15 protein-coding genes and 3 tRNA genes are annotated in these 19,403 nt (G+C 62.8%); 8 read left to right on the forward strand and 10 right to left on the reverse strand.

What is annotated here, in order from left to right:
* The first annotated feature begins 90 nt into the window (after positions 1-90).
* From ACNFBR_RS20910 to ACNFBR_RS20920, 3 genes are all read left to right on the forward strand, one after another.
* A complete protein-coding gene (locus ACNFBR_RS20910) occupies positions 91-768 on the forward strand; it encodes a response regulator (RefSeq protein WP_416736595.1) in 678 nt (225 codons plus the stop codon).
* Positions 765-2,111: an ATP-binding protein gene (locus tag ACNFBR_RS20915; protein ID WP_416736596.1), complete on the forward strand. Its 1,347-nt coding sequence runs from the start codon at positions 765-767 to the stop codon at positions 2,109-2,111. The genes ACNFBR_RS20910 and ACNFBR_RS20915 overlap by 4 nt, the downstream gene beginning before the upstream one ends.
* 390 nt (positions 2,112-2,501) lie before the next feature.
* The gene (locus tag ACNFBR_RS20920; protein WP_019098118.1) at positions 2,502-3,824 is read left to right on the forward strand and encodes a dicarboxylate/amino acid:cation symporter; all 1,323 of its coding nucleotides are present in this window, start codon (positions 2,502-2,504) and stop codon (positions 3,822-3,824) included.
* 63 nt (positions 3,825-3,887) lie between these two features.
* Here ACNFBR_RS20920 and tsaA read toward each other — a convergent pair whose 3' ends face one another.
* The 4 genes from tsaA to ACNFBR_RS20940 form a co-directional block, all read right to left on the reverse strand.
* Positions 3,888-4,580, reverse strand: a complete 693-nt coding sequence (tsaA, locus tag ACNFBR_RS20925; protein WP_416736597.1) for a tRNA (N6-threonylcarbamoyladenosine(37)-N6)-methyltransferase TrmO — start codon at positions 4,578-4,580, stop codon at positions 3,888-3,890.
* A gap of 6 nt (positions 4,581-4,586) precedes the next feature.
* Positions 4,587-5,048: a DUF1456 family protein gene (locus ACNFBR_RS20930; protein WP_416736598.1), complete on the reverse strand. Its 462-nt coding sequence runs from the start codon at positions 5,046-5,048 to the stop codon at positions 4,587-4,589.
* A 49-nt stretch (positions 5,049-5,097) separates the two neighbouring features.
* Positions 5,098-5,808 (reverse strand): rRNA pseudouridine synthase, encoded by a 711-nt coding sequence (locus tag ACNFBR_RS20935; protein WP_416736599.1) that lies wholly within the window; start codon positions 5,806-5,808, stop codon positions 5,098-5,100.
* Positions 5,809-5,926: 118 nt separating this feature from the next.
* Positions 5,927-6,382 carry a GNAT family N-acetyltransferase gene (locus ACNFBR_RS20940; RefSeq protein ID WP_416736600.1) on the reverse strand — a complete coding sequence of 152 codons (456 nt, stop codon included), beginning with the start codon at positions 6,380-6,382 and terminating at the stop codon, positions 5,927-5,929.
* Positions 6,383-6,580: 198 nt separating this feature from the next.
* Here ACNFBR_RS20940 and ACNFBR_RS20945 point away from each other — a divergent pair, with 198 nt between their 5' ends.
* The 4 genes from ACNFBR_RS20945 (at position 6,581) to ACNFBR_RS20960 (ending at position 10,711) form a co-directional block, all read left to right on the forward strand.
* Positions 6,581-7,228, forward strand: a complete 648-nt coding sequence (locus ACNFBR_RS20945) for a hypothetical protein (RefSeq protein WP_416736601.1) — start codon at positions 6,581-6,583, stop codon at positions 7,226-7,228.
* Positions 7,229-7,312: 84 nt separating this feature from the next.
* Positions 7,313-8,158 (forward strand): DUF6502 family protein, encoded by an 846-nt coding sequence (locus ACNFBR_RS20950; RefSeq protein ID WP_416736602.1) that lies wholly within the window; start codon positions 7,313-7,315, stop codon positions 8,156-8,158.
* Entirely contained in the window at positions 8,155-9,906 is a 1,752-nt protein-coding gene (locus ACNFBR_RS20955) for a DUF5666 domain-containing protein (RefSeq protein WP_416736603.1), read from the forward strand. Before ACNFBR_RS20950 ends, ACNFBR_RS20955 begins: the two co-directional genes overlap by 4 nt.
* Positions 9,907-9,961: 55 nt before the next feature.
* A complete protein-coding gene (locus ACNFBR_RS20960) occupies positions 9,962-10,711 on the forward strand; it encodes a hypothetical protein (protein WP_416736604.1) in 750 nt (249 codons plus the stop codon).
* A gap of 71 nt (positions 10,712-10,782) precedes the next feature.
* Here ACNFBR_RS20960 and rimO read toward each other — a convergent pair whose 3' ends face one another.
* Positions 10,783-12,114 (reverse strand): 30S ribosomal protein S12 methylthiotransferase RimO, encoded by a 1,332-nt coding sequence (rimO, locus tag ACNFBR_RS20965; RefSeq protein WP_416736605.1) that lies wholly within the window; start codon positions 12,112-12,114, stop codon positions 10,783-10,785.
* Between the two features lie 234 nt (positions 12,115-12,348).
* On the opposite strand from rimO, the gene ACNFBR_RS20970 reads away from it, so the two are divergent.
* Positions 12,349-14,259 (forward strand): potassium transporter Kup, encoded by a 1,911-nt coding sequence (locus ACNFBR_RS20970; RefSeq protein WP_416736606.1) that lies wholly within the window; start codon positions 12,349-12,351, stop codon positions 14,257-14,259.
* Between the two features lie 34 nt (positions 14,260-14,293).
* Here the strand turns inward: ACNFBR_RS20970 and ACNFBR_RS20975 are convergent, their stop codons facing one another.
* From ACNFBR_RS20975 to ACNFBR_RS20995, 5 genes are all read right to left on the reverse strand, one after another.
* Entirely contained in the window at positions 14,294-15,586 is a 1,293-nt protein-coding gene (locus tag ACNFBR_RS20975; RefSeq protein ID WP_416736607.1) for a virulence factor family protein, read from the reverse strand.
* Entirely contained in the window at positions 15,586-18,228 is a 2,643-nt protein-coding gene (mprF, locus tag ACNFBR_RS20980) for a bifunctional lysylphosphatidylglycerol flippase/synthetase MprF (protein WP_416736609.1), read from the reverse strand. The genes ACNFBR_RS20975 and mprF overlap by 1 nt, the downstream gene beginning before the upstream one ends.
* A 261-nt stretch (positions 18,229-18,489) precedes the next feature.
* Positions 18,490-18,566: transfer RNA gene (locus tag ACNFBR_RS20985), tRNA-Met, on the reverse strand.
* Between the two features lie 420 nt (positions 18,567-18,986).
* Positions 18,987-19,063: transfer RNA gene (locus ACNFBR_RS20990), tRNA-Met, on the reverse strand.
* Between the two features lie 134 nt (positions 19,064-19,197).
* Positions 19,198-19,274, reverse strand: a tRNA-Met gene (locus tag ACNFBR_RS20995).
* Between the last annotated feature and the right edge of the window lie 129 nt (positions 19,275-19,403).

The raw sequence follows: 19,403 nt of genomic DNA on the forward strand, positions 1-19,403 counted from the left end.
CAAGGCTGCTCCTACGGGGTGACATTCCTGTAGGAGCAGCCTTGTGCTGCGAAGAGGCCGGCACAGGCCATACCAATTAAGGAGCTGCACATGAAACTGCTGGTGGTCGAGGACGAAGCCCTGCTTCGCCATCACCTCTACACCCGCCTGGGCGAAAGCGGCCATGTGGTCGAAGCGGTCGCCGACGCCGAGGAGGCGCTGTATCAGGCGGAGCAGTACCACTTCGACCTGGCAATCATCGACCTGGGCCTGCCAGGCATCAGTGGCCTGGAGCTGATCACGCGCCTGCGCAGCCAGGACAAGACGTTCCCCATTCTCATCCTCACCGCCCGTGGCAACTGGCAGGACAAGGTCGAGGGCCTGGCCGCCGGGGCCGACGACTACCTGGTCAAGCCGTTCCAGTTCGAAGAGCTGGAGGCGCGGCTCAATGCCCTGTTGCGCCGCTCCAGCGGCTTTACCCAGTCGACCATCGCCGCAGGGCCCCTGGTGCTCGACCTCAATCGCAAGCAGGCGACCCTCGACGAACAGCCCTTGGCACTGACCGCCTACGAATACCGCATTCTCGAATACCTTATGCGCCATCATCAGCAGGTGGTGGCCAAGGATCGCCTGATGGAGCAACTGTACCCGGGGGACGAGGAGCGCGACCCCAATGTCATCGAAGTGCTGGTCGGCCGCCTGCGCCGCAAGCTCGAGGGCGAACACGGCTTCAAACCCATCGACACCGTGCGCGGCCTGGGCTACCTGTTCACCGAGCGCTGCCGATGATGCGCTCGCTGCGGGTGCGCCTGATGCTGGCCGCCGCAGTGCTGGCGCTGCTGTTCATGCTGGCACTGCTGCCTGCCTTGCAGAAGGCCTTCAGCTTGGCCCTGCAGGAATCGATCGAGCAGCGCCTGGCCTCGGACGTGACCACGCTGATTTCCGCCGCGCGTATCGAACAGGGCCAGTTGCGGATGCCTGCGCTGCTGCCGGACGAGCGCTACAACCTGCCGTACACCGGGCTGCTTGGCTATATTTTCGACCGCGATGGAAACCTGGTCTGGCAATCGCGTGCCACCGCGGACCGGCACATCAACTACCGCCCACGCTACGATGGGCGCGGCAATGAATTCGCCCGCATTCACCAGGCCGACGGCGAAGAGTTCTTCGTGTACGACGTCGAGATCAAGCTGCTGGGTGGCCAGAGCGCCGCCTACAGCATTGTCGCCCTGCAACCGCTGAGTGAGTACAAGGCTACCCTCAATGGCCTGCGCGAAAAGCTCTACCTGGGTTTTGGCGCAGCATTGCTGGCGCTGATGGTGCTGCTGTGGGCTGGCCTGACCTGGGGCCTGCGCTCGTTGCGCCGGCTCAGTCACGAGCTGGACGAGGTGGAATCGGGCGCGCGCGATGGCCTGAGTGGCGAGCACCCGCGCGAACTGCTGCGCTTGACGCGCTCGCTCAACCGGCTGTTGCGCAGCGAGCGTGAACAACGCACGCGCTACCGTGATTCGCTGGACGATCTGGCGCACAGCCTGAAGACGCCGCTGGCCGTGCTGCAGGGCGTGGGTGAAAGTCTGCAGCAGCGCAGCGGCGAGCGCGAGCAGGCGCGGGTGCTGCAAAGCCAGATCGAGCGCATGAGCCAGCAGATCGACTACCAGTTGCAACGCGCCAGTCTGCGCAAGAGTGGCCTGGTGCGCCACAGCGTGTTGCTGCGGCCGTTGCTCGATAGCCTGTGCTGCACCTTGGCAAAGGTTTACCGGGACAAACGGGTGGATGTGGTGCTGGCGTTGCCCGATGCGGCGCAGGTGCCGATGGAGCAGGGCGCACTGCTGGAAATGCTCGGCAACCTGCTGGAAAACGCCTACCGGCTGAGCCTGGGCCAGGTGCGGGTGAGCCTGGAGCAGGCGCCAGGGCAATTGACCTTGTGCATTGAGGACGATGGGCCGGGGGTACCGGCCGACCAGCGTGAGCGCATTCTGGAACGCGGCGAGCGGCTGGACAGTCAGCACCCGGGGCAGGGCATCGGGTTGGCGGTGGTCAAGGATATCGTCGACAGCTATGACGCCGAGCTGAGCCTTGGGGATTCGCCGCTGGGTGGCGCGGCGTTCAGGATCACCTTCAATCTGGAGTGATTCAGAGTCTGTATCGACCCTTTCGCGGGCTTGCCCGCTCCCACAGGTCGCGCGGGACTGTGGGAGCGGGCAAGCCCGCGAAAGGGCAGGCACAGGCAGATCGCCGCGGGCGGATTCCCGCCATTCCCCTTGTACAAATCCCGCCACAGGGCGGAAATCCGCCAGCCTTCCTCAGAAAAATCGCCCCGTCGTTGGGCATGAATCCCTAGCAAATACGGCCCCTGCACCCTTCATGGGCATTTTGGCACCACCCTTGCTATTGATCTTCGCAGAGGCCTGCCCAGGCAGCTCGAACACAACGACAAATCCCTCCAGGTGCAGGAGGGTTAGCGATTCAGGTGCCCCATCACCCTGGGAAGGGTGAACCGGCACACTTGAGGAAAATTAGCCATGACGACACGTCAGCCGCTGTACAAATCCCTGTATGTCCAGGTGTTGGTCGCCATCACCATCGGCATCCTGCTCGGCCACTACTACCCGGAAACCGGCGTTGCCCTCAAACCCTTGGGTGATGGCTTCGTCAAACTGATCAAGATGGTCATCGCGCCCATCATCTTCTGCACCGTGGTCAGCGGCATCGCCGGCATGCAGAGCATGAAGTCGGTTGGCAAGACCGGCGGCTACGCGCTGCTGTACTTTGAAATCGTCTCCACCATCGCCCTGATCATCGGCCTCGTCGTCGTCAACGTGGTCAAGCCAGGCGCTGGCATGCACATCGACGTCAGCACCCTGAACGCCAGCAGCGTGGCTGCCTACGCCGCCGCCGGCGCGCAGCAGACCACCGTGGGCTTCCTGCTCAATGTCATCCCCAACACCGTGGTCGGCGCCTTCGCCAACGGCGACATCCTGCAAGTGCTGATGTTCTCGGTGCTGTTCGGCTTCGCCTTGCACCGCCTGGGCAGCTACGGCAAGCCGGTGCTGGACATGATCGACCGCTTCGCCCATGTCATGTTCAACATCATCAACATGATCATGAAGCTGGCCCCGATCGGCGCCTTCGGTGCCATGGCCTTCACCATCGGCCAGTACGGTGTTGGCTCGCTGGTGCAGCTGGGCTACCTGATGGCCTGCTTCTACATCACCTGCCTGCTGTTCGTGCTGGTGGTGCTGGGCGGTATCTGCCGCGCCCACGGCTTCAGCGTGCTCAAGCTGATCCGCTACATCCGTGAAGAACTGCTGATCGTGCTGGGTACTTCGTCCTCGGAGTCGGCCCTGCCTCGCATGCTGGCCAAGATGGAACGCCTGGGGGCCAAGAAGTCGGTAGTCGGCCTGGTTATCCCGACCGGTTACTCGTTCAACCTCGACGGCACCTCGATCTACCTGACCATGGCTGCGGTGTTCATCGCTCAGGCCACCGACACCACCATGGACATCACGCACCAGATCACCCTGCTGCTGGTGCTGCTGGTGGCTTCCAAAGGTGCTGCCGGCGTTACCGGTTCGGGCTTCATCGTCCTGGCCGCGACCTTGTCGGCCGTTGGCCACCTGCCGGTTGCCGGCCTGGCGCTGATCCTCGGCATCGACCGTTTCATGTCCGAAGCCCGCGCCCTGACCAACCTGGTGGGCAACGCCGTTGCCACCGTGGTCGTGGCCAAGTGGGTCAAGGAAATGGACAACGACAAGCTGGCTTCGGAGCTGGCCTCCGGTGGTGCACCGCTGGTCGATACCCGTCCGACCGACGACCTGGGCGTGGCTGAAGGCCCGGCTCGCTGATCGCGCTGCGGTAAAACGAAAAAGGCGACCCTAGGGTCGCCTTTTTCATGCGCGGCCTTCGCGTCAGGCCGGCACAACCTCCAATACCCGGATCAAGTCCGGCTGCGGGTAATGCCACCTCACCTGCACATCCCAGAACTTCACCCCGTACACCCGCTCGGCCGGTGGCACTTGGTAGGCCGGCCGTGGGTCCTGCGCCAGGCATTGCTCGATCAGCTCCACCAGCGGCTCGGCCAGGCGCAACGCATGCTCGCGGGCTTGGGGCAGGGCGTTGTCGGCCCACTGCACGGCAATTGCCACAGGCGCTGCATGGGCCATCTGGTTGCTGGCGCCAGCGATGCTGTCGGCGTAGGGCACATAGGGCTTGATGTCCAGCACCGGCGTGCCGTCGAGCAGGTCGATCCCGGACAGCAACAGGCGCCCGGGCTCCACACCCTCCAGGCGGACCACCGACTGGCCGATGCCATTGGGCCGGTGGGTGGCGCGGGTGGCGAACACCCCCATGCTCTTGTTGCCGCCCAGGCGCGGTGGCCGCACCTTCAGGCGCGGCTTGTCCTCCAGGGCCTGGTGGAACAGGAACAGCAGCCAGACATGGCTGACCTGTTCCAGGCCCTCGACCGCATCACCCTGATCGAACGGCGGCAGCAGTTCGAGCACCCCACGGGCGGCAGGCGCCAGCTGCGGCTGGCGTGGAATGGCGAACTTTTCCTTGAAGCAGGAGCGGACGATGCCGACCGGGGCAACCGTATGCTGCATGGCCACTCAGCCGCGCACGCGTAGGGTCAGGCCCTTGAGGAAGTTGCGCAGCAACTGGTCGCCGCATGGGCGGTAGTTATCGTGGCCAGCCTTGCGGAACAGCGCGCTGAGCTCTGGCTTGCTGACCGGGAAGTTGACCGACTTGAGGATCGCGTGCAGGTCATCTTCCTTGAGTTCGAAGGCTACCCGCAGCTTCTTGAGGATCTGGTTATTGGTTACCGGCAGCTCGACCGGTTGCAGCGGGCGGCTATCGTCCTTGCCGCGGCGATGGATCACCAGGCCGTCAAGGAAGTGCGCCATCACTCGCTCCGGGCAGCGCACGAAGCCTTCCTCTTCTTCTTTTTTCAGGTAGGTGGCCAGCACCAGAGGATGCACCTCAAGGCCGGAGAGCCCGATGATTTCGGCCATCTTGGCGTCGTTCACCTTGAGCATGTAGCGCAGGCTGCGCAGGACGTCGTTGTGGTTCATTGCTGCAGAATCCTGTTCAGGTGCCGCGCATTCCGGCGCGGCGCATTGCTTAGAAACGTTCGGTAGTGGCCAGGTAGCGCCATTGGCCCAGCGGCAGCTTGCCCATCGACACGCCGCCCAGGCGAATGCGGCGCATGCTTACCAGCTCCAGGCGCAGGTAGGCGCACAGCTCGGCAATTTGCCCGGGTTGCGGGTTTTTCAACACCATGCGCAGGTGGGTCTCGTTCTGCCAGCTGGCCTTGGCCTTGGGCAGTTCGCGGTCATTGCGCATGGCCCCGCGCGCCAGGCGCTCCAGCGCCTGAGGCGTGGTCTCGCCACGCACTTCAACGACGAATTCCTGCTCCAGGCGACGCAGGTCCGCCTCGATCTTGCGGGTTACCCGCCAGTCCTGGGTGAACACCTGCAGGCCGCTGGCGCCACGCTCCAGCGGCGCCACGCAGTCCTGCCGGGCAAAATGCCCGTGCAGGGCGCGTACGCCTTCACGGTGGGTTTCGCTGAGGTTGCCCATGTTCATGCTGGCGCGCGCGGTTTCGCTGTCCATGGTGGCTGGCTGGTTCAGCAGCAGGGTCACCGGCTGCAGGGTTTCGGCACGGGCGCCCGGCAGCAGCTCGACGCGCTGCTGCTCGACTTTGAACTGCGGCTGCTCGACCACCACGCCATCGACCGTTACCCAGCCTCCTTCAATGTACAGCTCGGCCTCGCGGCGGGAGCAGCCAAGCTGCTCGATGAGGCGTTTGGACAGGCGGACGGGTTCGGACATGGGGCAATTCGCAAGGCAGGGAAAGCCTCCATTGTACCTGCCCGTACGCGATTGATGATGGGAATCTGTGTCAGATGCGCCATTTTGGATACATAGCACGGCACATTCAGACGCTGCCTCAAGGCCCGCTACGCACCAGTCTCATGTGCAGCAGAGGATAGGGCTGGCCCAGGCCATCGGTTTCCGAGCGACCGATCACCTCGAAACCTTCATGCAGGTAGAAGCCCAGCGCCTGTGGGTTCTGTTCGTTGACGTCCAGGTGCTCGGCATTGAGTTCGTTGATGGCATAGCGCAGCAAGCGCTTGCCTACCCCTTGGCCACGGTAGCCTGGTGCGACGAACAGCATGTCTACCCGCCCGTTGGCGACTCCGGCGAAACCACAGATCCGCTGGCGGTCCTTGCAGCAAATCAGCATCACTGCGTCAAGGTAGCGGCGCAGCACGTGTTCGCGCAGCAGCAGGATGTAGCCATCCGGGAGGAAGTCGTGGGTGGCGCGCACGGAGTCCTCCCAAACCTGTACCAGCTCGCTGTAGTCGCACAAGCGCGGGGTTTGCAGCGTTAGTAGCGCAGGCATGCCGGTGGTCCTCCGTGGCGATAGAGAAAACATAGCAGCCCAACCACCGGTCGGCTTGTTCTCCCAGCGCTTGATGCCAGGGGTGTGGAGGTCTATTAATTAAGCGTGGGAAAAAATCCCACGCAAAGAAAAGAAAAATCTGAAAACAGAATTCCTGACTGATTTGGCGTTCTCGTGGCGAAGACCTGGAGACGGACTATGCAAATCCACCTGCTGTTCAAAAAGGCTCTACTCGCGGTTGCCGTAGCTGGCGTGCTATCGACATCCATTGTCTTGATCCCTGACTCGATCTCGCATGGCTCAAGTGCCTACGCCAAAGATGGCGGCGGGGGAGGTGGTGGACACGGTGGCGGCGGTGGTGGCCACGGTGGTGGTGGCGGAAGCGGCGGTGGCGGTGGCCACGGTGGTGGTGGCGGAAGCGGCGGTGGCGGTGGCCACGGTGGTGGTGGCGGAAGTGGCGGCGGCGGTGGCCACGGTGGTGGCGGTGGAAGTGGCAGCGGCGGCGGCCACGGCAGTGGAGGCGACGGCGGTGGCCATGCTGGCAACAGTGGTAGCGGCCACGACGGCAACTCGAACTCTGGGCGCAGCAGTAATCATGCTGAAGCAGGTGACGATCATGGCAATCACGTGGGCGGTGAGCCCGGTGATGATCACGGCAACCACGTTGGCGGTGAGCCCGGTGACGATCATGGCAACCATGTTGGCGGTGAGCCCGGGGATGATCATGGCAATCATGTCGGCGGCGAGCCTGGCGATGATCACGGCAATCATGTTGGTGGTGAACCTGGCGATGATCACGGCAACCATGTGGGTGGCGAACCGGGTGATGACAACAGCAGAAGCTGATTGGCGCTGATCCGAAGTGGCCCGTACAAAACCCAGCGGACGGGTTTTGTATGAGCAGGATTCATCTGTCAAGGAATACGCTCAATGCAATCGCCCGCCTTACCCCCCTCGATGTTGAACGCATTGCGGCGTGTCATGCGCCCTTTGGTGCGTCTGATGCTGCGCAAGGGGGTTACCTACACGGTGTTCGCCGACTTGCTCAAGGAAGTCTTCGTCGACGTGGCCCATCGCGAGTTTCGCCTGAACGACACCGCCCCAACCGACAGCCGCATCAGCCTGCTTACAGGTGTGCATCGCAAGGATGTGCGACGGCTGCGCAGCGAGGGCGATACAGCGCTGGCGGCCCTGCCGGCAAACATCACGCTAGGCGCGCAGCTGGTCAATACCTGGACCACCACGGCGCCCTTCTGTTCGTCGCCTGGCCAGGCACTGGCCTTGCCGCGGTTAGCCAGCGTGGGTGGCGATTGCTCGTTCGATGCGCTGGTGGCTAACGTCAGCACCGACATCCGCGGCCGGGTGGTGCTGGATGAATGGTTGCGCCTGGGGGTGGTACGGCTCGATGAGCAGGATTGTGTGCACCTGGAAGCCCAGGCATTCGTGCCGCAAAAGGGCTTCGATGAAAAAACCGCGTACTTCGGCCACAACCTGCATGACCATGCCAGCGCAGCGGTGCACAACCTCAGTGGCGAAGGCCAGCCGTTTTTTGAACGCAGTGTGCACTACGATGCTTTGAGCCAGGCCAGTGTCGAGCAAGTACGTGAGGTGGTCGCCAAGGATGGCATGCAGACATTGCTTGCCTTCAGCCGGCTTGCCGCAGAGCTGGAAAGCGCCGATCAGCCTAGCGCCGAGCAACGTCAGCGCATCACTGTCGGGCTTTATTTCTACACTGAAGCTACCGATCCCGACCCGTCGAAGACACCCGGCCCATGACTCTTCTTGCGCGCTGCCTCAGTGCCATCACGCTCGCCCTGGTTTTTGGGTTGAACCTGATGGCGCCTGTCGAGGTGGCTGCGGCGCCGGTGTGTGTCAGCCGGGACGAAGTGGGTATGGGCGGTGCTGCAGGCATGCAGTTTCCCGGCGGCGTGGGCGGTACCGGGGCCAGGTCGGGCGGGGTCGGTGGTACCGGCGCGCCACTCCAGCAACGCCCCGGTGGTACAGGGGGTACCGGCGCGGTGGCGGAAGGGGTGGACGGTACCTACTTCGATCGCAGCCACGGTGGGGTAGGCGGTACCGGTGCACCGATCCTGCGGCCGGGGGGGACTGGCGGCACAGGCATCGTTGGCACCATCACCGGGTTCGCCTCGATCTGCGTCAATGGCATGGAAGTGCACTATGGCAAGGACGTGCCGGTCAGTGAAAACGGGGCACCTGCCAGCAGTGGCCACTTGGCGATCGGGCAAGTGGTGGCGGTGGAGGCATTCGCCACCCAGCGCGGCCTGCAGGCAGGGCGCATCTCGATCCTGAATGTCTTTGAAGGGCCATTGACGGCGTTGCCCAATGCTTCTGCCCCCCTGCGGGTCATGGGTCAACCTGTGCGGCTTGCCGCGGGTGCGCGGGTGGCTGAAGGGTTGCGCCCAGGCGAGCCGGTGAAGGTGAGCGGCCTGCGCGATGCCCAGGGCGAAGTGGTGGCGACACGTATCGAACGGGCGCCGGGGTTGAGGGAGGCCAGTGCCATCGGTGCGGTTGATCGCGCTGGCAACCTTCAGGGTTTGAAGTTGGGGACCCGTGTGGCACCTGCACGGGAAGTGCTGGTGCGCGGCCAATGGACCGGGCGCCAGCTGGAAGTGGCGCAAACGCGTCCGGACCCGAGCCTGCCGTTTGCTGGCCGTGTCCAGCAGGCGGTGGTCGAAGGGCTGGTACAGCGCACACAGGCACGGCAACTGGTGGTGGCAGGCATCAATGTAACCCTGGGGCAGGGCACCGTGATTGTCGGTAAGCAGCCAGGGGCGTTGGCACTCGATCAACGTGTTCGGGTGAGCGGTGTGCTCAGTGGTAATCATGAGCTGCGGGCGACCCGTGTGGAATTCCAGGGTGACCGTGCCGACAATCCGGACAGAAGCCATTCTGGGCACGGTAGCGAACAGGAAAGCAGCAGCGCTGGCGGCTCCAGCAACAGCGGTCATGGCGCCAGCGATGCGACCAGCATTGGCAATGAAAGCAGTGATGATCACCGTGGGCGCAGTACCGTTGACGAGGCCAGTGGCCATGGCAGCGGTGGTAGCGTGGAAAAATCTGGAAAGACGGAACACCTCGACGCAGTGGAGCAGGTCGAGCGGAGCAACAGCGGAAGTTCTGATCGGGTGGAAAAGGTCGAAGTCGAAAAGGCCGAGAAGGTAGAGAAGGTTGAGAAGGTTGAGAAGGTTGAGAAGGTTGAGAAAGTTGAAAAGCCTGAAAAAGTTGAGATGGTTGAGAAAGTAGAAAGAGTCGAGAAGGTAGAGAAAGTCGAAAAGCCTGAAAAAGTTGAGAAGGTAGAGAAAGTAGAAAGAGTCGAGAAGGTAGAGAAAGTCGAAAGGCCTGAAAAAGTCGAGAAGGTTGAGAAAGTAGAAAGAGTCGAAAAGGTAGAGAAGATTGAGCTGCCGGAGAAAGTTGAAAAGGTAGAAAAGGTCGAGAAGGTCGAAAAACCGGAAAAGATCGAGACCGCCGAAAAAATCGAGCATCCAGAGCGATCCGGGCGTTAGCCAACTAGGCTGGGTAAGTCCGACCACGCTTCCCGAAAGGGGTACTGAGGTGCAGATGAGACCCACGCTCCCTCTTTTCGCCTGCTTGCTGTCATGCATCAGTGCGTCGGCCCTGGCCGATACCTTCAGCGCCGCCATCGGCATGGATTATTCAAGTGGTGACTACGGCACTGGCACCACGTCGGAAATCTGGTACGTGCCGGTGGTCGGCAAGTATGAAACCGGCCCCATGACCTACAAGGTCACCGTGCCTTGGTTGCGTATCACCAACCCCGAAGTCGGCCCTAATGGTGACCCCTTGCCAGGTGGTTGCAGGGACGTGGAAAGCGGGCTGGGTGACACGGTTGCCAGCGCCGGCTATGCGCTGCTCGATGGCAGTGACGGCGGCCTGATGCTGGATTTGATCGGCAAGGTCAAATTCCCCACTGCCGATGAAGACCAGTGCCTGGGTACCGGTGAGTACGACTACACCGCCCAGGTCGACATCACCAAGGGCTTTGGCCCGGTTACCGGCTTCGCCACGCTGGGCTGGAAGAAGTTCGGCGACCCACCCGACAGCGACTTCGACGACCCGATATTTGCCAGCCTCGGCTTTGCCCTGCCCGTGGCAGCGGGCACTTCGGCAGGCGCTTCCTATGATTGGCGGCAAAAAGTGGTCTCGACCGGGTCGCAGATCCAGGAACTGACACTGTTTCTCACCCACAAGCTCAACCAGCAGTGGAAAGTACAGCTCTACGCGGTCAAAGGCTTCTCGGATGCCAGCCCGGATGCCGAGGGCGGCCTGATGCTATTTCACACGTTCTGACAAAAAAGCCCCTGCGCCGGTAGTTCCTGGTGGGGAATGCCGGGGCAGGGGCTTTTCAGGTTTCAGCCGTTTTAGATGGGCTCTGCCCACATGTCGTATTCGTCGGCATCCACTACACGGCAACGCACTTTGTCGCCGGGCTTGAAGCCATGGTCGCCATCGATGAACACGCTGCCGTCGATTTCCGGGGCATCGAAGAAGCTGCGGCCAACCGAACCTTGCTCCTCGACTTCGTCGATCAGCACTTCGATTTCCTTGCCGATGCGCAACTGCAGGCGTGCGCTGCTGATGGCCTGTTGGTGGGCCATGAAGCGGTCCCAGCGTTCCTGCTTGATGTCGTCCGGCACTTCTTCCAGGCCCAGATCGTTGGCCGGGGCGCCTTCCACCGGCGAGTACTGGAAGCAGCCAACGCGGTCGAGCTGGGCCTCGGTCAGCCAGTCCAGCAGGTACTGGAAGTCCTCCTCGGTCTCGCCCGGGAAGCCGACGATGAAGGTAGAGCGGATCACCAGTTCAGGGCACTGCTCGCGCCAGTTCTTGATGCGCGCCAGGGTGCGGTCTTCGAAGGCTGGGCGCTTCATCGACTTGAGCACTTTCGGGCTGGCGTGCTGGAACGGGATGTCCAGGTACGGCAGGATCTTGCCGGCGGCCATCAGCGGGATTACGTCGTCAACGTTCGGGTACGGGTACACATAGTGCAGGCGGACCCAGGCACCCAGGCTGCTCAGCGCTTCGCACAACTCGAGCATGCGGGTCTTGACCGGGCGGCCATTCCAGAAGTCGGTCTTGTACTTGACGTCGACGCCGTAGGCGCTGGTGTCCTGGGAAATTACCAGGATCTCCTTCACGCCAGCCTTCACCAGGCGCTCCGCCTCGCTCAGCACTTCACCCACCGGGCGGCTGACCAGCTTGCCGCGCATCGACGGAATGATGCAGAAGCTGCAGCTGTGGTTGCAGCCTTCGGAAATTTTCAGGTACGCATAGTGGCGCGGGGTCAGTTTGACGCCTTGTGGCGGCACCAGGTCGATCAGCGGGTTGTGGTCCTGGCGCGGCGGCACCACTTCGTGCACGGCATTGACCACCTGCTCGTACTGCTGCGGGCCGGTGACCGACAGCACGCTGGGGTGCACGTCACGGATGTTGCCTTCCTCGACGCCCATGCAGCCGGTGACGATGACCTTGCCGTTTTCCTTGATCGCTTCGCCGATCACTTCCAGCGACTCGGCCTTGGCGCTGTCGATGAAGCCGCAGGTGTTGACCACCACAACGTCGGCGTCCTCGTAGGTGGGCACGACTTCATAGCCTTCCATGCGCAGCTGGGTCAGGATGCGCTCGGAATCGACCAGGGCTTTTGGGCAACCCAGGCTTACGAAACCTACCTTGGGGGTGGCGGGCGTGGTGGACATGACTAACCTCGGTATTGAATGCAGTCGCCCGGCCGGAATCGGGGGCGGACTTGACGGGCGCTTTTGGCGCCTCTGATCAAAAAGTGCGCAATTCTAGCGAGCGCAAGGGCGCTTGACCAGCAGAAATACGACGAACGCTGCGCTATGCTTCGCGCCGTTGCGCCAGGGTGCCTTCAGGGGCCTGGTAGCAGAGTGATTACCAAGGGCCGTGATGGCCGTCTGCAGGAGTGGTCGATGGTTCAGGCAAGCAGTCACGCTGAGGGCGGGCACGAGGGGAAGCAGGGGGCGGCGCGGTCGCTGGGCCTGCTCGTGGCGGCGGTCGGGGTGGTTTATGGCGATATCGGCACCAGCCCGTTGTATACCCTCAAGGAAGTTTTTACCGGCGGTTATGGGGTGCCGGTCAACCATGATGGCGTGTTGGGGATCCTGTCGCTGATCCTGTGGTCGCTGCTGTGGGTGGTGTCGTTCAAGTACGTGATGTTCATCCTGCGCGCCGACAACCAGGGCGAGGGCGGCACCATGGCCCTGACCGCGCTGGCGCGGCGGGCCACGGCGGCCTATCCGCGGCTGCGCACGCTGATGGTGATCTGCGGCCTGATCGGCGCTTCGTTGTTCTATGGCGACAGCATGATCACCCCGGCGGTATCGGTGCTGTCGGCCGTAGAGGGTATGGGCCTGGCGTTTGACGGTATCGACCACTGGGTGGTGCCGATTTCGCTGGTGGTGCTGGTGGCGCTGTTTCTGGTGCAGAAGCACGGTACCGAGAAGATCGGCAAACTGTTCGGCCCGATCATGGTCACCTGGTTCGTGGTGCTGGGCGCGTTGGGCGTACATGGCATCTCGCAGAGCCCGGAAGTACTCAAGGCCTTCAACCCAGGCTGGGCGGTAAATTTCTTCGTGGTGCACCCCGGCATGGGCGTGGCCATTCTCGGCGCGGTGGTGCTGGCGCTGACCGGTGCCGAAGCGCTGTACGCCGACATGGGCCACTTTGGCCGCAAGCCGATCGCCCGGGCCTGGTTCATCCTGGTGCTTCCGGCGTTGGTGCTCAACTACTTTGGCCAGGGGGCGCTGCTGCTGCAAAACCCGGACGCCGCACGCAATCCGTTCTACTTGCTGGCGCCGGGCTGGGCATTGCTGCCTTTGGTCGGGTTGGCCACCATGGCCACGGTGATCGCTTCGCAGGCGGTGATTTCCGGGGCCTTCTCCCTGACCCGCCAGGCTATCCAGCTGGGCTATATTCCGCGCATGCAGATCCAGCACACCTCCAGCGACGAACAGGGGCAGATCTATATTGGCGCCGTGAACTGGACGCTGATGGTGGGCGTGGTGCTGCTGGTGATCGGCTTCGAGTCGTCAGGCGCTCTGGCGGCTGCCTACGGGGTGGCGGTGACCGGCACCATGCTGATGACCACCATCCTGGTGTCGGCGGTGATGCTGTTGCTGTGGAAGTGGCCGCCGGTATTGGCAGTGCCGATTCTGGTCGGCTTCCTCTTCGTCGATGGGCTGTTCTTCGCCGCCAACGTGCCGAAAATCGTCCAGGGCGGTGCCTTCCCGGTGTTGGCGGGCGGTGTGCTGTTCCTGCTGATGAGCACCTGGAAACGCGGCAAGCAGATTCTGGTGGAACGCATCGATGAAGGCGCACTGCCGTTGCCACTGTTCATCAGCAGTATCCGCATTCAGCCTCCGCACCGGGTTGAAGGCACGGCGGTGTTCCTGACGGCACGCTCCGATGCTGTGCCGCATGCGCTGTTGCACAACATGCTTCACAACCAGGTGCTGCACAGCCAGGTGGTGCTGCTGACCGTGGTCAGCGAAGACCGGCCACGGGTACCGGAGCATGAGCGTTTCGAGGTGGAAGCCTATGGCGACGGATTCTTCCGTGTGTTGCTGCACTTTGGGTTCATGGATGAGCCAGACGTGCCGGCGGCATTGAAGTTGTGTCATCTGGACGACCTGGACTTCACGCCCATGCGCACCACCTACTTCCTCAGCCGAGAGACGGTGATCGCGTCGCGGCTGGAGGGGATGTCGCGCTGGCGGGGCAACCTGTTTGCGTTCCTGTTGAAGAATGCCAACGGCAACCTGCGCTTCTTCAACCTGCCACTCAACCGGGTGATCGAGTTGGGAACTCAGGTCGAGATCTGAATGCCAAGGGGCCGCAAAGCGGCCCCAATCATTTTCAGTTCTGCTCGGCCACGCTCGATTTACCCTGGCGGGTCTCGATCTCGCCAATCAGGCGTTTGGCCAGCGCCGGGTAATTCTCGTCGAAGTGGTGTCCCCCAGGCAGCTTCAGGCGTTCACCTACTGCGGTCTTTTCCGTGCAGCCACTTTCGTCGGTTTCCTCGACGCCGTACACACACACCACCTTAGATGCAGGCAGCTTGGCCATTTCCGGGCCGGTTGGGGCTTCCTGGCCTTCCTTGCCCAGCCAGCCCTCGACCTCGATCTCGAAACTGCCGCTGCGGGCAAAGGCCAGTAGCATCACCGCATCGATACGCTGCTGATCCTCCGCTGGCAGGCGGTTGTAGATCGCCGGCAGCACGTCGGCACCGAACGAATAGCCGGTCAGTACGAAGCGCTTGGTACCCCACTTCTGCCGGTAGTGCTGCATCAGCTCGGACAGGTCGGCGGCGCTTTGTTCGGGGGTCTTGTGCTGCCAGTAGTAGCGCAGCGTGTCGATGCCCACCACCGGGTAGCCCAGCTTGGCCATTTCGCCGGCCACGTCCCGGTCGAGGTCGCGCCAGCCGCCATCGCCGGAAAGGAACAGGGTGACCGTGTCGGTGGTCTGCCCGGCCGGCACCTCGACCACCGGGATGGCCAAGGCATTGCCGTCGTGGCCGACCAAGGCCTGGGTCAATTGCGCCTTGAGCACTTGCGGCAGGTGGATGTCGTAGTCGCTGATGCTGGTTTCGGCATTGGCCTGGTCGCGCACGAAGGCGGCGCTGGCGTCATCCGGGTTGTCGTTCCAGGCGACGTTCCAGTGGCCATGGGCAGCGGACTTGGGCAGCGGTGCCTGGCAGCCGGGTTGTTCGACGGTGAAGTCCACGGAAATTGCCCGGGCCTTGTCATCGTTCTGGCTGGCCAGCCAGCGCCAGGCCTGGGCGGCACCAGGGCCGATACCGGCTACCAGCGTCGGCTTTTCCGGTAGCTCGGCAAGGGCCTGGTCCATGACCTGTTGCTGCTTGCTGCAGTCGTTAGGCGGCAGGATCACCTGCACCAGCTGGGCCTCGCCGGCTTGGCTCAGGTCCAGCAGTTGCTTGTCGGTCAGTGCTTGATCCTGTGGCACGCCAATGGCCACCCGGGCCTTGGGATGCACGCCAGGGGTAACCCGGGTGATGCTGGTGTCATTGATGCTCAATTGCTCAAGGCGCGCCTCGGGGGCCGGGCGCGTCCACAGCCAGAAGGCCAGCGCACCACCCAGGGCGGCCAGCAGCAGGGGAACCAGCAGGTACAGCCAAAAGCGTCGGGTCATCAACGTTTCACCAATCCAGTCAGGCCGCCTGCGATCAGGGCGGCGGTGTCGGCCAGTGCCACCAGCGGGTCAAGCCCGGCTGGCACGGCCATGTAGCGGGGTTCCCAATCCGGTTGGAATTTGTCCTTGAAGCGTCGAAGCCCCTGGAAGTTGTAAAGCTGCTCGCCACGGCGGAACACCATCGAGCCCAAACGCTGGGTCAAGGGTGCGCCACGGCGGGGTTGCAGGCCGGACAGCGGTACCATGCCCAGGCTGAAACGCCCGTAGTCATGACTTTTGTAGTGCAGGATCAAGCCGATCATCATGAACTCCATGGTCAGCTTTGGCGCCTCGGGGTGCGCACGCATCAGGTCGAGGCTGGCCAGCTCGTTGCCATGGGTTTCCAGCAGGTTGGCGAAAGCCACCGGGCGGCCCTGGAAGCGGATCAGTGCTATACGGAAATGCTGCAGGTAGTCCGGGCTGAAGCGCCCCAGCGAGAAGCCTTTCTCGCGCACGTTCTTGCCGCCGAGCCAGGCATCGGAAATTTCCTTCAGCTCAGCCAGCGGGGCGTGGCCGGGTTCATGGATTTCCAGGCTAAGGCCATCGCGCCCGCCACGGTTCCAGGTGTAGCGCAGGTCCTTCATCTCCTTGCCTTTGGCTTCAAGGTCGAAGCGGCGCAAGTCGACTCGGGCTTCCTCGCCCAGCTTCAGGGCGGTCAGGCCGATGTCCATGTAGAACGGCAGGTTTTCCGCACGCACCTGGTAGAACACTGGCCGGGCGTGGTGCAGGTCGCACAGGTCGCGGAATTGCCAGATCATCTCGGCGCGCTCCTGGGCCGGGCCGATCGGGTCGTACAACGCCACCAGGCTGCGGCCACGTCGGGCATACATAAGGAATGCATTGTCACGTGGGTGGAACAGCAATGCCTTGTCGCCGGTCAGCGCCAGGCCGCCATCGGGCTGGTCGGAGGCCAGCAGGATCCGGTTGGCGCGTTGCAGCTCTTCTTCATCGGGCAAGTGGATTACTGGCGGCGCAGTGCGCAGCAGCCAGGTCAGTGCCACGGCTGCCAGCAGCAGGGCGCTGCCCATGGCGGCGCGCAAGCCCCGTGGAGCGTCGGCATCGAGGGTGAACTGCCACCACAGCTGATGGCTGTAGGGGACATCCTGGTAGGCGAACAGCAGCAGCCATACCGATGCACCCACCGCACAGGCGCTGGCCACCAGGAACACCGGAGAGAAGGGTAGCTCCAGCAGGCGGCTGGGGCGGTAGAACGAGCGGCGGAACAGGGCGAGCAGGGTGGCGGTGAAGGTCAGCAGGCATGCCTCCTCCCAGTCAAAACCCTTCAGCAGCGACAACAGGGCGCCGACCAGCAACAGCACGGTGGTCAATAGCCAGGCGGCGGACAGGCGCCGGCGCAGCCCTTGGGCCAGCAGCAGGCAGAGCACGCCGATCAGGCTGGCGCCGAAATGCGAGGCATCGATCAGCCGGTGTGGTACCAGGAAGCCCATATGTTCCAGGCGTGTGTCGATCTCGGGTGTAGCGCCCGAGAACAACAGCACCACGCCGGACAGGAACACCAGTATCGACAGGATCGGCGCGGCCAGCCCAGAGGCGGCCTTGATGGCCTGTTGCGCAAACAACAGGCGCCGGGCTTCGTTGGCCAGCAGCAACACACAGGCCAGCAGCAGTGGCAGTACCACATAGATCAGTCGGTACAGCAGCAGGGCGGCCGCCAGCGGCGCGGCCCCGAGTTGGTCGGCGAAGGCCGCCAGCAGGATCGCCTCGAACACCCCGACACCGCCGGGTACGTGGCTGAGCACACCTGCCGCCAGGGCCAGCAGGTACACCAGCACGAACGCGCCAAAAGGAGGGGCTTCGGGTAGCAGCAGGTACAGCACGGTGGCAGCCGCCGCCACGTCCAGCGCGGTGATCAGCAATTGCAGGGCGGCCAGGCGTGCATCCGGCAGGCGAAGTGTGCGCCGGCCCAGTTGCACGAGCAGGTTGTTGGCCAGCGGTTGTTCGGCCAGGCGCCGGCGGTACAAGCCAATCACCAGCAAAGCCGACGCGACCAGTACGGCGCTGGCGATACCTGCCAGCAGGCCGGGCGCCAAGCCCAGTGCAGCCGAGGCCGCCGGCAAGTTGCTCAAGGTCGCCAAGGCGGCCAGGGGTGGCAGCGCGCAGCCCAGTGACAGGCTGGCGAACACGGTCATGCGTGCGACTTCGCCAGCACCCACCCCCTGGCGTGCGTACAGGCGGTAGCGAACCGAACCGCCAGAGAGCATCGACAGACCAATGGCGTTGCCGATGGCGAAGGCGCTGAAACCGCCCAGTATCAGGCTGCGTGCTGGCAGTTTCACACCGGCATAGCGGCTGGCCGACCATTCATAGCCCAGCAGGATCACGAAGCCGACCACCGTTGCCAGCAAGGCGCCCAGCAAAGACTGGCTCGGCACGCTGAGCATGGCATCGTGCAGCGCATAGATGTCCAGCTCGCTGAGCAGGTGGCGGCAGGCGATCAAGGCCATGGTGAACAGCAACAGGGTCACGACCAGGCCAATGGGCTGGCGGTAGCGACTCAGGCGTTCCAGCAAGGGCAGGCGCTGCACGGCACCGGGCAGCGCCGAGGCGAGCGGCACCGGAGGTTCGGGATTGTGCGAAGTCATGAATTGCCCCGGGCTTGCAGCGCGAGGTAAAGGAAAGGTGCGGCCAAGTGAAAGTCCCTTAGGAAAACGTATCCAATGTTACTCCGGCCTCAGGCGCTTTCAGCGGCCTGGCAGGGTTAAAGATAGTTCATCCTGGGCACAACGTCTCAAGCCTGCGGGTTAGCTTGAGGGAGGGGGAAATCGGGGCGACGAAAAGCCGGGAATGCAAAAGCAACAAACCCCGCACTGCTGTTACACAGGCGGGGTTTGTTCTGACGAATATGGTTGCGGGAGCCGGATTTGAACCGACGACCTTCGGGTTATGAGCCCGACGAGCTACCAGGCTGCTCCATCCCGCGTCAGAGGTGCGCATTCTACAGTTTGGTGTTGAGGTGTCAAGCGTTTTTGGGGGAGGGCTACCAGGTGCATGCCTTGGTTTGTGAGGTGGTGCGTAAATCGAGCGCCGCCCGCGCGGCGCATCGCGAGCTGCGCTCGCTCCTACGTTTGTTTCGGGCCAGTAACGCCTGAGACAAGCGCACGCGATCGCCTTGTTTGTACGACGCGATATCGAGACATGCGCCAAAGCGTTCGCGCGCAACTCCCACAGAAATAATTGGCCCGAAACAAATGTAGGAGCGAGCTTGCTCGCGATGCGCCGCGCGGGCGGCGCTCGATCTTACCGGCGCAGCAACTCCCCCGGCGAACGCCTTTCAACCCAAACGCATTTTTCAAGCGCAAAGAAAAAGGCCACTGTGTTAACAGTGGCCTTTTCTTGAATCTGGTTGCGGGAGCCGGATTTGAACCGACGACCTTCGGGTTATGAGCCCGACGAGCTACCAGGCTGCTCCATCCCGCGTCAGTGGGGCGAATTCTACAGCGCGGAGTTTGTATGTCAAGCGCTAGCCTCTGATTTTACGAGGCTTTTTCGAAAACACTTTTCAGTGGGCAAAGAAAAAGGCCACTGTGTTAACAGTGGCCTTTTCTTGAATCTGGTTGCGGGAGCCGGATTTGAACCGACGACCTTCGGGTTATGAGCCCGACGAGCTACCAGGCTGCTCCATCCCGCGCCTGTGAGATCGAATTCTACGGATTTGCTCCCCGTTGTCAAGCAATTGTTTTGGAAAAACCTTTTTTGTTCAAACCCTTAGCGCTTGATAACAGTATGCGGCTCAGGCGCGGCGGGGCTTGCAAGCCAA

Origin of the sequence: Pseudomonas sp. NY11955 (genome assembly GCF_048068035.1) — a bacterium.
GTDB lineage: Bacteria > Pseudomonadota > Gammaproteobacteria > Pseudomonadales > Pseudomonadaceae > Aquipseudomonas.